At 41.2% G+C, this 12,874-nt stretch carries 11 protein-coding genes; 1 reads left to right on the forward strand and 10 read right to left on the reverse strand.

Annotated features, from left to right (window positions below):
- Positions 1–247 precede the first annotated feature (247 nt).
- Genes AC5GD6_RS01195 through AC5GD6_RS01210 form a run of 4 tightly spaced genes read right to left on the reverse strand, consistent with a single transcriptional unit; the run spans position 248 to position 3,422 of the window.
- Positions 248–1,051, reverse strand: a complete 804-nt coding sequence (locus AC5GD6_RS01195) for a PTS system mannose/fructose/sorbose family transporter subunit IID (protein WP_006302583.1) — start codon at positions 1,049–1,051, stop codon at positions 248–250.
- Positions 1,044–1,832 carry a PTS mannose/fructose/sorbose/N-acetylgalactosamine transporter subunit IIC gene (locus AC5GD6_RS01200; protein ID WP_311431074.1) on the reverse strand — a complete coding sequence of 263 codons (789 nt, stop codon included), beginning with the start codon at positions 1,830–1,832 and terminating at the stop codon, positions 1,044–1,046. Before AC5GD6_RS01200 ends, AC5GD6_RS01195 begins: the two co-directional genes overlap by 8 nt.
- A gap of 11 nt (positions 1,833–1,843) precedes the next feature.
- The gene (locus AC5GD6_RS01205) at positions 1,844–2,323 is read right to left on the reverse strand and encodes a PTS sugar transporter subunit IIB (protein WP_473225553.1); all 480 of its coding nucleotides are present in this window, start codon (positions 2,321–2,323) and stop codon (positions 1,844–1,846) included.
- A 58-nt stretch (positions 2,324–2,381) separates the two neighbouring features.
- Complete coding sequence (locus AC5GD6_RS01210) at positions 2,382–3,422, reverse strand: SIS domain-containing protein (RefSeq protein ID WP_491846060.1); 1,041 nt, start codon at positions 3,420–3,422, stop codon at positions 2,382–2,384.
- Between the two features lie 163 nt (positions 3,423–3,585).
- Between AC5GD6_RS01210 and AC5GD6_RS01215 the strand changes: the two genes are divergently transcribed.
- Positions 3,586–4,311: a GntR family transcriptional regulator gene (locus AC5GD6_RS01215; protein ID WP_473225551.1), complete on the forward strand. Its 726-nt coding sequence runs from the start codon at positions 3,586–3,588 to the stop codon at positions 4,309–4,311.
- Between the two features lie 368 nt (positions 4,312–4,679).
- Here AC5GD6_RS01215 and AC5GD6_RS01220 read toward each other — a convergent pair whose 3' ends face one another.
- The 6 genes from AC5GD6_RS01220 to alaS form a co-directional block, all read right to left on the reverse strand.
- Positions 4,680–6,569, reverse strand: a complete 1,890-nt coding sequence (locus tag AC5GD6_RS01220; protein WP_491846061.1) for an InlB B-repeat-containing protein — start codon at positions 6,567–6,569, stop codon at positions 4,680–4,682.
- A gap of 84 nt (positions 6,570–6,653) precedes the next feature.
- Positions 6,654–7,868 (reverse strand): 3-dehydroquinate synthase, encoded by a 1,215-nt coding sequence (locus AC5GD6_RS01225; protein ID WP_491846062.1) that lies wholly within the window; start codon positions 7,866–7,868, stop codon positions 6,654–6,656.
- A gap of 4 nt (positions 7,869–7,872) precedes the next feature.
- Positions 7,873–8,373, reverse strand: a complete 501-nt coding sequence (locus tag AC5GD6_RS01230; RefSeq protein WP_491846063.1) for a YqeG family HAD IIIA-type phosphatase — start codon at positions 8,371–8,373, stop codon at positions 7,873–7,875.
- The gene (gene mltG / locus AC5GD6_RS01235) at positions 8,374–9,654 is read right to left on the reverse strand and encodes an endolytic transglycosylase MltG (protein WP_491846064.1); all 1,281 of its coding nucleotides are present in this window, start codon (positions 9,652–9,654) and stop codon (positions 8,374–8,376) included.
- Positions 9,645–10,070: a Holliday junction resolvase RuvX gene (gene ruvX, locus AC5GD6_RS01240; RefSeq protein WP_311431082.1), complete on the reverse strand. Its 426-nt coding sequence runs from the start codon at positions 10,068–10,070 to the stop codon at positions 9,645–9,647. Before ruvX ends, mltG begins: the two co-directional genes overlap by 10 nt.
- Positions 10,071–10,075: 5 nt before the next feature.
- Positions 10,076–12,724, reverse strand: a complete 2,649-nt coding sequence (gene alaS / locus AC5GD6_RS01245; RefSeq protein WP_491846065.1) for an alanine--tRNA ligase — start codon at positions 12,722–12,724, stop codon at positions 10,076–10,078.
- Between the last annotated feature and the right edge of the window lie 150 nt (positions 12,725–12,874).

Consider the following 12,874-nt stretch of genomic DNA (forward strand, 5'->3'; position numbering starts at 1 on the left):
AGAGCCGCTTTCCTCATCAATGCAGTAATACTAAGATGCAAACAAGTTACAAAAAGATACACTATACGAACGAGTAGGTGAAAGAAGTTAGGACAACGTCTGATGTAGTCGCCCACTCTATACACTTACTCACGCGCCACACAAGCCATATAATTCGCGTTTTCACAAGAACACCTATGAACGCATATATACATAGCAAAAAATTGAGGCAATAGCACAAGAGCTAACACGCATATTATGTTAACTGTTAAAACGCCTTTATAAACGTACCTACAAACGCAAATACAATAGTAAAGAGGAGCAAAAACGTGGCGCTTTTCTTCTTTTGCAAGAAATAAAACATGAGCATCGTATAACCAAGTGCCAAAATGCCAGGAAAGATTTGATCAAGATATTTTTGTATCTCAAACGCTTGTTCGCTAATAGTAAAGCTAAAAGCTGTCTTTAAATCAACCATTGAAGCAGTCATGGCACCAACTACCGCCAAACCAACAATATTTGCTGCTTTTGATATCTTTTGCATGATATTCATATCACCGGCATTAGATATCATCGAAACACCAAACTTATACCCCCAAGCAGTTCCAAAATAACGAATAATAAGATGTGGCACATTAAACAAAACAAGAAATACTATCGGCGCTAAAATATTACCTTGTTGTGCCATAGACAACGCAATACCTGTTGCAATAACCCTGATTGTGCCCCAGAAAAACGAATCTCCTATACCTGCAAGAGGACCCATCAGGCCAACCTTAACGTTGTTTATAATGGAGTAATCAAAGTTCTTTGTTTCACTCGCTTTCTTTTCAATAGCTGCAGTAACACCCATGATAAAAGAAACCAAGTGTGGCGTTGTGTTGAAAATTTCCATGTGACGCACTAATGCTTGAGCTTGAGCTTCTTTAGTTTTATAAAATCGCTTAATAGCAGGCCACATAGCAACAGCATAACCCAATGCTTGCTGGCGTTCGTAATTGTAACAATTCTCAAGTATAAAGGAGCTAAAAAACATTTCTTTAAAGAGTTTATTTTCTTCTTGTTTATTCATCGAACAAACCTCCCCAAGAATCATCACTTGCAATTTCCTTTTGTTCTACAGCATGTGTTTCGGAATTTTTTTCAAAAACAACAATATAAGCAATGCCAACTGCAAATAAAGTAATTGCCATAATCGGTAGCTTAAGATACGTCACTGCAATAAATCCCAAGATGAAATAAATGACGTTTTTCTTATCCATCATAGGCTGAAGCAATAATGCAAAACCAACGGCTGGTAAGATTTTTCCACAAAGCTCAAGAGAAGTCATGACCAAAGGAGGTATTGCTGCAACAAATACCTGAACTGCTTCAGAACCAAATACAATTGCTATAAAGCCTACTGCAAAATACATTGCGCTTTGTAAAATTAAACCTAACCAATTCAAGAGCTTCATTTTGACGATATCGTCATTTTTAGCAAATATAACAGCTAGATTCATAAACTGGCTTCGTACAATAAATAAAACAACTTTGATTGATTGAGCTAAAATCGCAATAGGCAGCGCAAGAGTTAAAGCAATTTCAGGTCCACTACCCGTAATGAGAGCAAATGCAGTTCCCAAACCAGCGCCTACAAGCACATCAGGCGGTACTGAGCCACCAATTTGAATAGCACCCATGAACACTAATTCAAGCGTTGCGCCAATTAAGACTCCATTAAGAGGGTCACCTAGACCAAGACCTATACAAAACGAAACAACAAGAGGTCTGATAACCATTGGAGTTCCAAGGGCTTTTTCAAAAAACCATAGTAGAAATAATATACTACCAACAATCAATGCATTTATCATGTTTCCTCCTATTAAAACTTTGACCTGAGTGTCTTATAATCTTGTGCTTGTTCTGCAGGAGTTTGACGTACATCTATATCTACATTCTCTTTGTATAAAAGATCTAAAAAGTTAACTTCTTCTGGTGTTAAATACACAGCTTTGCTAAATTCTTTTGCCCCCTCTTTATGCATAGAACCACCCAAGTTTAATACCGGCTTTGTTTCCAAAAGCTTGTACAACTCATAAGCTGACTTTGCAGATGACACCACAACAAATACCTTTATATCTGCCAACTTAGGATTCTGCAAAAGAATAGCTGCATCAGAAATTGATTTAATAGCAACTTTGACACCTTGAGGAGCTGCCATTTTAATTACCGGTTTTCGAAATGTATCGTTACACACATCATCATCTGCGATAACAATAGCTTGATACTTAAGAAAAGCTTTCCAGCTATATGCAACTTGCCCGTGTACCAGACGATCATCTATTCGTACCATTTGTATCATATATACCCTCCGTTTTCGTTAACGTTTCTTTACCTAATACTCCATACGCACCCCTTTCTTAAAGTGTTTTTGAAATATAAGAATTTATATTGGAATAAATAGGTTGCGTTAAATCCCTTTTGTTAAGTTCAGCGAACCAATAAGATATGTATTGAGCAAAACAGGCTACTTCAAGAAAGTAAAAAAACTTATCACAACAATTAAGCTCAACAGAAGGTGTTGTTGATGGACCAATAATAACAACGTTATTGCTAATCTCAGTTGCTATAAATTTAGAGATTTTTCCCACTTTATCTGTATCTTGACCACTTGATAAGATGAAAAAGCACGTATCATTATCAAAAGAATTTTGCGGCCCATGAATAACTTCTTCAAGCTCATATGATGATGAGGCTTTAGGAATCATCTCCAAAAATTTTAGATTTATCTCCTTGGACAGCGGATATAAAATTCCATCACCGATTACGACAAATTTGCTGTTTGCTAGAAAACGTGCACCATTAAGCTCAAACCAATCAGACGCAATACGTTTAATTCTATCCAAATTAGAAATGACAGCATGGGCATCTGCAAAATAGGGCTGTATATGAGCTTTATCGGAGTAACTTAAAGTTAATCCAAGCATACATAAAATCAAAGATGTACAGCTATAGCCAATAGTTCGATAAATAAATTCTTCATGTCCCGTATACATATCTATACAAAAATCAGCCGATGTGGCAATTGGTCCATCCATGTTCTCGGTAAGCGCAAGTGTTGTATAGCCCTTTTGTTTGGCAAGAAGAAGATTTTCATATACTAATTTAGTTGAACCCCCTTGCGAAACGAAAATAAAAAGATCATCAGCTGAAAAATTATAATAATTAAAATTATGCTTAAACTCATTGGGTAAGAAAACATCACATGGGATACAGGCTTGTGTGGCAAGAAAATACTGCGCAACTAAGCCTGCGTTATATGACGTACCAGAGCCGATTATATGCATTTTTTTATAGTTCTGTTTAAAAAGTTCCTCACATAAAGTTTCGGGATTCTCATAGACAGAAAGTATCGATGATAGGCATGTAGGTATTCTATCTATGCAATCAATCAGTTTCATAAAACCTCCTAATTTGTATGTATCTATAAACTAGCATACCTTTTTTGTATATACAAGTATTATTTTTAATTGATGAAATCTATTTTGCATACGGTAGATTTGTATACTTAAATGTACTTTTTCTTATGAATTGGTTACAATAAAACCAATCTAAGGAGGCACTATGGCAAAGATTGCGCGGTATCAACAAATCATAAATGATCTGGCACACCAAATTGCTATTGGAAAATATCGTGTTAATGACAAGCTACCAACCGAAGCTCAATTAGCACTTGATTATTGCGTCAGTAGAATGACTGTAAATAAAGCCTTATCCCAGATGGAAAACAAAGATCTTATATATAAAGTTCAAGGAAGCGGTACGTTTGTAAAAGAGAGTACTATTCATAAGCAATTTGGATCTTCTGTAAGCTTTTCGAGTGATGTAAACCTCAAAGGTGAGAAACCGGGTTCTTTGTTATTGCAATATAGATTACTTGATCCGCAATCCTTTCCTGCTATTGCTTCAAAATTATGTATCCCTATGGATAATGAGATTATATATTTTGAAAGATTGCGGACGGCAGATGATACGCGCGTGGCAATTAGTCATACCTATATTGCAACTAATGTGGTTCCCTCTATAGCTCTAGATGAACTAAATAGATCGTTTTATGCGTTTCTAGAAAAAAAGTACGACATTAAACCCCAGTGTACAAACTATGAAGTAGCGGCAACAATTCCCACAAAAGAGCAGGCAAAACTTCTAGAGATTAGCAATGAGGCACTTTTGAAGGTTTCACATACCAGTTTTACTCAGAATGAAATTCCCTTTGAATATAATGAGACTTATTATCTGGGTAGTAAATTTACATACACAACAAAGAATGATTGTATTAAACTGCGATAATGATATATCACGCTCAACATACGGAGGTGTTACCAATTCTTGAAACAAAAGAGCTTATAGAAATTGACAGTCTTTTTGATGGAAGAAACATTGAAAGTACTTACTTTTAAAACAACCTCAGTATTAATCAAATGTATAGCTTTTGTAAGAAAGTCATTGACAAAATACAGTAATAAACACAGAATAGGTTTAAGGATTGAAAACGAAAGTTTTGCAGGTGATGCATTTATGCGTCACCTGATTTTTTATCATTAGTTTTAGATTCATTATCCACTCAAGAAATCATGCTTAAAAACAAAAGCAAGCGGCTCTGGCTTTAGCACCAAAGCCGTTCTTCTTATTACAGCATTAACTGCATGCACGCAAAATTATTTATGCTTTTGAATCAACTTTTTGCCTAATGTGCCCAAAATTGCACAGGACGCACCCAATACAGCAGCCAACATACCTAAAGAACTTACATCGCCTGTTTTGGGAAGGAAATGTTGAGGTGCATGTTTACTCTGATGTTGCAAACCAGGTTGAGAATTTGGCTGAGGTGTAGGAGGAGTAGGTACTGGTGCTGGTTTTTTATTAACGGTTACGGTAGCTGTTTTTGAAACGCGTGCATTGCCCTTATCAGTTACCTGAAATACAATCTTATAGCTGCCGGGCTTAGTGTTGGAATATCCATCTTGATCGGTAATGACTACCTTGTCTTTAAGATCACCATCTTCTGCATCACTTGCGGACACAATAAGAGACCTTAGATCAAGAGGATCTCCCTCGGTAATGGTTTTATCCCGCACGATAAGCGACGGAGCAGCATTAAGTACCGCTGGTGCAGGTGTATACATAGCATAAACTGTTATGTCGCCTGTTACTGGTGTGCCAGCACTAAATTCCTTGGTTTTATCTTTACCAGTTTTGTCCGTGCTCCAACCTCTAAATGTATAACCCACCTTAGAAGGATTAGCCGGCATAACCTGATTCAAAACACTCTTGTCGTTTATGGATTTATTCTCTTTTACCTGCACCTTTGCATAGTTTTGATTGGCTTCATTCACAAATGTTACGGTATAAATCTTAGGTTTGGGAACGATTTTGTAGGTAAAGTGCGAAATGCCAATTATCCTAAACTGCCCATTAATCGTATCGTAAAACATACACTGACCGTCAAGCGTTCCAGTTTTTACTGCTATATATTTGCCATCAGCGTTTTTCTTAAAGTACGAAGATTGAGCAATAAGTGTAGGAGTTCCATTCTCAGCAAAGCCCTCCATAACACTGATTGTGTGACCCGCACTTTCTTGCGTAAATTTAATAGGTCGCTTGTATTCCTGTCCAACTTCAATAGTGAAAGGTCCTGGATTCTGGTTATCGAATACAGAATCGCTTTTTTGTGGATTATTAGATGGGTATAATTTATACTGTCCTAAATTACTTTTTACGACGATTTCAGAAATTTTGTTCCCTTGAAAGGCAACACTACCAATTCCAGCAAGATAATACGGGTCAGCATCTGTATCGTGCTCTTTGCCCTTACCATCAAGCACGCCTTCAAACACTACTTTTTCAATTTCATTAGCTATAAAAGCTCCATTATGTATTGAAATGACATTTTTCGGAATAGTAACAGTTCCCTTAATTTTATTCCAACCGAACGCACCATATTCTATTATCCTCAGTGATTGTGGAAGCGTTACGCCTTCAATATAGGTTTCGCCGTCAATATGTTCATGCTTATTTCCAACTTGTTTTGCATGTCCAGTAAAAGCGCATTCATGAATAACTTCGATACCTTCAGGAATAACAATGTGATGATTTTTCTTAAGCTTTTCCTTGCCTTTAGCACTTAGGCCGTCTACATATTCATTTACCGTTTGATTTGTCTCTGGATGATAAACATTTTTCCTGCCACCAATAGTTTTACCATCGTCGGAAATGTTAAAGTCTTCGCGCGACCAAACCGAATCAGAATTAGTGCCAGTTTGAGTTGGCGCGGAATCGCTGGATGCTGCACGAGTAGCATTATTAGATGTGGCTGTTTTTTCGTTATTTGAAGCGGTGTTGGCTGCGTGATTGGATTGAACCTGACTACGAGCACCACGATTAGTATCATTGCTATTTGCTGGCAGCGTAGACTGGGTATTTACACTATTTGCATACGCAACCGTAGGTATACTAGTTACTATACCCCCCCCCAATGAAACTACGCATACACCTGCACTTAACATGGCAGGTAAAAGTGAACTTGATTTTTTCTTACTATGTTTCATACTATCGCCTCTATCACAGTTAATAGTGTATACAAAGCAGTTTATCACGACACACACAACAAAAGATTTCTCATTCCCACGGCTTTACTCTTTATGAGCCATGCACCATGCGTCAATATGCTCGTGCAAAAGCTCATCGGTTACCGAGGTCATACGCACGCGGCCCAACGCTTGTGGCAAAGGTAGCTGTGCTTTATGCGAGCGTAAAAACAATTCGTCTTTGAGTGCACAAAATAGTTGTTGAGGATCAATATCTTCGCACACCGATCCACACTCAAAACGATCTAAAAGCTCGTCCTGCGCAAGTACATCGTCGATTTCTAAATGCTCCAGTGCACATGCAAGACGCGCACAAAAACGCAGCGACTCGGCAAAACACGCCGTATACGTGGCATGACTTACCTTTTGCAACGCACGTGCAAAACTTACCCCATAACTTGCTGCATTACGCACCGCAAGTGCAGACGAAGAAATAATACGTCCGCGAATTTTAAGCGTTTCAAGCAACTGTGCAGAAAACGTTTCAAAGTTTGTATCCATAAGGTCATACGATGCATCCCACAGCTTAGAAAAAGCCTGCGATGATTCGGCCATACACGTTGCAATCATCATCAAGCGCGTATATTGAGCGTCTTGGTCATGCAAATCAAAATGAATGAGTGAAGTATCACACACAACCTGATCATAGTGAGCCGACAGCGAAAGCATTGCAGGAACCTTGTTAAGGGTAAGCATCTGGGGTAAGGTAGCAGCGTCAATAAGGGCGTGGAACGAAAGCGGTACTGCACATACAGGCGTTCCCTGACACCACACGCGCGCGGCTGCTCCCACAAGCGCAATAAGTGTTACATCTCCCACAACGCAGATATAATCATCAGAAGTTAAGCCCATATCTAAAAACGACGTGCAAAGCGTTTCAACCAACGACAAAGAAGGCTCATCTGCGTCTTGAAGCTGCACACACGTAACTCTAAAGCCTTGCGAGGTAAGGTTGCGTTGTATCTCTTCAAACACTTCATCAGAGACGCAAGAATCACGAACAAGCGCAAGTTTATATGGCACACCAACTGCAGTACGCAAAATTGCACCAAGTTGATCTATTGCATGCTGGCCATAACGCACATCACAAGAACCATCTTTAAGAGCAATCCATTGACGAATAAGCGGCTGGGGCTGCTCGCTGGCGTCTTTGGGCGTTGAAGTTTGCTCTTGTGTTTGGGGTGCTGTTTGGGGTGCTGCTTCTTGTGCCGTTTCTTGTGCTGCTTGGGGCGTTGTTTCTGATGTTGTTTGTGTTGCCATAACTTTATCCTTTGAAGTTCTTATTTCTTACGATAAAAAATTCAAGTACACGTAAAAAATAGGTATACCATAAATCCCGTCTGGACTGAGGTCTAACTAAAATACTTTGAGTTTGAGCTAATTTACCAGCAACGATATCAGTAAAAATCTGATCGCCAATCATAAGCGCATTCTGCGGCTTTATATTAAGCTTACGCAAAAGCGCTGTAAGCACACGCGGCGAGGGCTTCATCGCATGCGAGAGTGCCTCGCATCCAAGTTCGCGAGCCGATTTTTGCACCTGACGGACATGTACATTATTAGAAACAACATAGATAGGGATATGCAGTTCGTGCTGTACATGATTAAACCACGCTAAAATTTCGGGGGGAACACGTTTAGTTGTACGAGGAACGCAGGTGTTATCTCGATCTATTAATATACAGCGAACATCATGCTCAAGCAGATACTCAAAGGGAATGCAATCAACACGTTTATAATAATCATCCGGGATAAACAGGCTCACTTACTTCTCCTTTGCCTCTTTTATTGCCTGCAAATGTTCATCATAGGTCTTTGAGAACTTATGTTCGTCTTTGGTAATCCAAAAATAATAATTATCCGTTGTTGCAGGCAGCATCGCCGCAGAAAGAGACGCAATTCCAGGAGAGCATATTGGAGTGGGCGGAAATCCTTTTTTGTACTGCGTGTTATATGGACTATCCGACTTCAAATCTTGAGGCGTGACCTTGCCCTTGGTTACATATCCCATAGTTGCGTCCGATTGCAACGGCATATCGGCTTTGAGACGATTAAACATAACCGAGGCAATAAGTGGCCTATCCTCATCTATCAGAGCTTCTTTTTCGATAATTGACGCGAGCTTAATAAAATCATAGCGGCTCATAGTAATACCGTACTGCTGTTTGATATTTTGCTGAGCGCCCTCAAAGTCAAGATTTGCGGTTTCGGTTTTATATTGGGCAAGCATCAGTTTAATAATGGCGTCACTTGTAGGCGTAGTCGAGGAAAAATCATAGGTTTTAGGCCACAAAAATCCTTCGAGCGAATCATTTTGCGCATCTTTTAAAAATGGAAATTCGTCCACGTAGTTAGAGGCTTTTGCTTGCGCGAGAAAATCGTCACGCGAAATACCAAATTGCTGACTTACTAAATCGGCTAGTTTATCTACGGTAAATCCTTCGGGAACAACCAAGGCATTTTCCGACGAATTTGGCCCTTGAATGAGTCGATCTATAAGCTGCTGATAATCACTTCCTGCTACCAGATCGTATGTTCCACTTTTAATTTTTGAAGCAACGTCTTGTTTTTGAATTGCCGACAAAAACGCTTTACCATCTGAAATTACACGTTCTTGCACCAAAAGCTGTGCAATGCGAGCAGCATTGGCGCCTGAAGGGATAGTTACCTTTATGTGTTCACCTGCCGTTATGCTTGAGGTCTGCGCAGTATCTTGTGAGCGAGAATTAAGGTATGCCATAACCGTGGCAATTACAACAAGAAGCGCAACCACGGCAAGAGCTGCCATAACGTAGGGTTTAACCCGCCTGTTTTCAGGCCTTTTTGCAGATAACCCGCGAGATGAATGCGTGGATTTGAGCCTGGTATGATTGCGCACACGCTTTACATGTGGAGTAAATCCAGTTGCAGATGCACTCGCTGTTTTGTGCGCCCCACCTTGTGAATTATGCTTTTGAGCACTTGGAGTTGCATCGTTTCCTGCAGAAGAAGGATGTACATGTTTTGCAAAATGTTTTGAAGAAGATCCAAAAGAATCTAGTGGCATGAGCGTCCCCGCCTCTCGTCCAGCCATGCTTGTAAAAAAAGAGAGGCGGCAATCATATCAATATGCCCCCTCATTTGTTTTTCGCTATAACCTTGTTCGCGCAAAATACGCTTTGCCTGTGCAGAAGACAGACGTTCATCAACAAACGTCACGTCCAAATTGCAAGCACGCGCAATTGTTTGTGCCTGTTCCATAAGTTTTTGAGCCTGCGCGCCCACTTCGCCTGCAAGCGTTCGAGGAAGACCGCAGACCAAAAGATCGGGTTCATAGTCTTCCAACACACGACGAAACGTGCGCGCGTGCGTATATACCTCTTGAAAGGGCAAAACCTTCACCGGCATAGCAAGCGTTTCCGAGGCATCGCTTACCGCAATGCCTACACGAACCTCTCCGATATCAAGCGCTAAAACTCTCATAGAAATTACTTGGTTGTAAGCAGTTGCTTTGCCAAAGCAAGTGCGTCGTTAATACCTTCAACGCGGTTTCCTCCAGCTTGGGCCATTACAGGACGACCGCCACCGCGTCCATCAACACAAGGTGCGATGTTTTTGATAAGGGCTCCAGCGTTAAATCCAGCGTCTACAGCCGCTTGAGTTGCTGCTGCTAAAAGCTGAACTTTATCTGCAGTTGCAGAAAGAAGGACACACGCGCTTTTCTCGCCTAAGCGCTGATGAATACCATCCCACACACTTCGTAAGTCTTTTCCGCTTACGCCGTCAAGGTGAGCAAGAACAACCTTATAATCACCTAAGTCAAGCGCGTTTTCGAGCGCAGAAGAAACCTTTTGCGAAGACGAACCCGTAAGCGCTTCCTTAACTTTTTTCGCAAACGCATTCTTTTCGTCTTTAAGTGCTTCCACACGACTTACAACATCTTGTGGACGACATTTAAGCAGGCACGCAATTTGCGAAAGCTCATCTTCACGCGTTTTCATGTAGTCAATATAGCCAAGAGAGGTAAGTGCCTCAAGACGACGAACATTAGAACCTACTGAAGTTTCGGAGATAATCTTAAAGCAGCCAATATCAGCCGTATTACGTGCATGAGTACCACCACAAAGCTCGCGAGAATATGGATGATCAGACGTGCCCGTAGAAACCACGCGGACATCGTCGCCATACATATCTTCAAACAGTTGAATGGCACCCGAATTTTTTGCCTCTTCGCGTGACATAATGCGAGTTACCATAGGCTCCGCCGCAAATATTTCGTCATTTACCAGCTGCTCTACCTGAGCAATTTGTGCAGGCGTGAGTGCTTCAAAATGCGTGAAGTCAAAACGCAGACGATCGGGAGCAACCAATGAGCCTGCTTGGCTTACGTGGTCACCCAATACTTTAATAAGTGCTGCATCCAAAAGGTGCGTTGCGGTATGATTGCGGCGAATACACTCGCGACGATGCACGTCAATAGCGCAATTAAGCGTATCTCCCACTGCAAGCGTGCCTTCTTCAAGCACGCACTCATGCGAGAGAAGCTCACCTTCGCGGTGAAGCGTATTTTCAACACGAAGCTTAACGCGCTCATTAGAAAGATACCCGGTATCTCCTACCTGACCTCCACGTTCACCATAAAACGGTGTGGCGTCCAAAACAACTTCTACGCGTGTGTTTGCTTGTACCTTATCTACAGATGCACCGTCAACTACCAGCGCAACTACATGAGCTCCGTCAAGTGTATTGTGATCATATCCAACAAAGGTAGTCATTTCGTGTGAGTCAGAAAGCTTTGCCCACACGCTGTTAGATGTTCCCCATGCGTCGCGTGTTGCCTGAGCACGAGCGCGGCTGCGTTGGTCTTCCATCAGCTTTTCAAAAGTATCCATATCAACATCGTGGCCGAGCCCAAGTGCAATTTCGCGCGTTAAGTCGATAGGAAAACCGTAGGTGTCATGAAGCTTAAATGCAACTTCACCCGGTAATACACTTCCTGCGTCCAAATGCGCAAGTTCATCTTTGAGCGCTTGCTCACCAGCATCAAGTGTTGCAGTAAAGCGCTGCTCTTCGGCAGAAATAATGCCTTCAATAAGCGCCTTATTTTGCAAGAGTTGAGGATATACTTGTGCCATAAGACGCATAACTTCGGCGGAATACTTGGTAAGGAATGAACCTTCAATTCCCATAAGGCGTCCATGGTAAATTGCACGTCGTAACAAACGACGAAGCACGTAGCCCCTGCCTTCGTTACCAGGCAAAATACCGTCACCAATCATAAAGGTTACTGCACGAGCATGATCGGCTAAAATACGCAGTGATGTATCAACGCGTTCAGAAGTGTGATACGTTTTATGAGAAAGCTCCTCGCCAACGCCTATAAGGCTGCGCAATACATCTCCCTCATAATTTGAGCCTTCGTGCTGCATAATGGCTGCCATACGTTCAAGACCCATACCCGTATCAATGTTGCGGTGTGGAAGCTCGGGCATAGAACCGTCTTCTTGGCGATCAAACTGAGTAAAGACCAAATTCCAAAATTCAAGGTAACGATCACCATCGTCACCAGGCTTTTCGCCTTCAAAGCTTGGACCTTGATCAAAATAGATCTCTGAACACGGACCACATGGACCTGTAGGGCCTGCTGCCCAGAAGTTGTCCTCTTCGCCCAAGCGCGAAATGTGGTCAAGTGCAACGCCTTGTTGTTGCCACAACTCACACGCTTCATCATCATCGGTGAATACTGTTACATACAAACGATCTTGCGGCAATCCTAAATGAGCAGGCGAGGTAATAAACTCCCATGCCCAAGCTATTGCCTGCGCTTTGGTATATCCACCAAACGAAAAGTTACCAAGCATTTCAAAAAATGAAAGATGGCGCGCGTCTCCAATATTTTCGATATCGTTGGTACGAAGACATTTTTGGCACGATGTAGCACCAATTTCGCGCATGGTCTTAGTGCCTTGGTAGTATTCCTTAAACTGATTCATACCGGCGTTTGCCAATAAAAGCGAAGGATCTTCAGGGATAAGAGAAGATGATTCATAACGCTTACAACCTTTTGACTCAAAAAATGACAAAAAGTCTTCGCGGATTTCTGCTGTTGTCATTGTTTTATATTCGCCGGTTGCCATAATTCTCCTTGGTTACTAGTAACGTTTGCTATAAACGTACCGAGGTACGAGTTTTTATTACTTGCTATAAACATACACTCTATGTATGATACGTTGATATTGCATTTAAGGCAGGCTCTTTTTAAAACGTCTACCGTTTTAGCAAACTTC

Source organism: Fannyhessea sp., assembly GCF_986145555.1.

What these genes read in the sequence shown, in the direction of transcription:
- alaS (WP_491846065.1), bottom strand. Translation starts at nt 12,724, where the DNA reads ATGGCAACCGGCGAATATAAAACAATGACAACAGCAGAAATCCGCGAA.
- AC5GD6_RS01215 (WP_473225551.1), top strand. Translation starts at nt 3,586, where the DNA reads ATGGCAAAGATTGCGCGGTATCAACAAATCATAAATGATCTGGCACAC.
- AC5GD6_RS01200 (WP_311431074.1), bottom strand. Translation starts at nt 1,832, where the DNA reads ATGATAAATGCATTGATTGTTGGTAGTATATTATTTCTACTATGGTTT.
- ruvX (WP_311431082.1), bottom strand. Translation starts at nt 10,070, where the DNA reads ATGAGAGTTTTAGCGCTTGATATCGGAGAGGTTCGTGTAGGCATTGCG.
- AC5GD6_RS01225 (WP_491846062.1), bottom strand. Translation starts at nt 7,868, where the DNA reads ATGGCAACACAAACAACATCAGAAACAACGCCCCAAGCAGCACAAGAA.
- AC5GD6_RS01195 (WP_006302583.1), bottom strand. Translation starts at nt 1,051, where the DNA reads ATGAATAAACAAGAAGAAAATAAACTCTTTAAAGAAATGTTTTTTAGC.
- AC5GD6_RS01220 (WP_491846061.1), bottom strand. Translation starts at nt 6,569, where the DNA reads ATGAAACATAGTAAGAAAAAATCAAGTTCACTTTTACCTGCCATGTTA.
- AC5GD6_RS01210 (WP_491846060.1), bottom strand. Translation starts at nt 3,422, where the DNA reads ATGAAACTGATTGATTGCATAGATAGAATACCTACATGCCTATCATCG.
- AC5GD6_RS01205 (WP_473225553.1), bottom strand. Translation starts at nt 2,323, where the DNA reads ATGATACAAATGGTACGAATAGATGATCGTCTGGTACACGGGCAAGTT.
- mltG (WP_491846064.1), bottom strand. Translation starts at nt 9,654, where the DNA reads ATGCCACTAGATTCTTTTGGATCTTCTTCAAAACATTTTGCAAAACAT.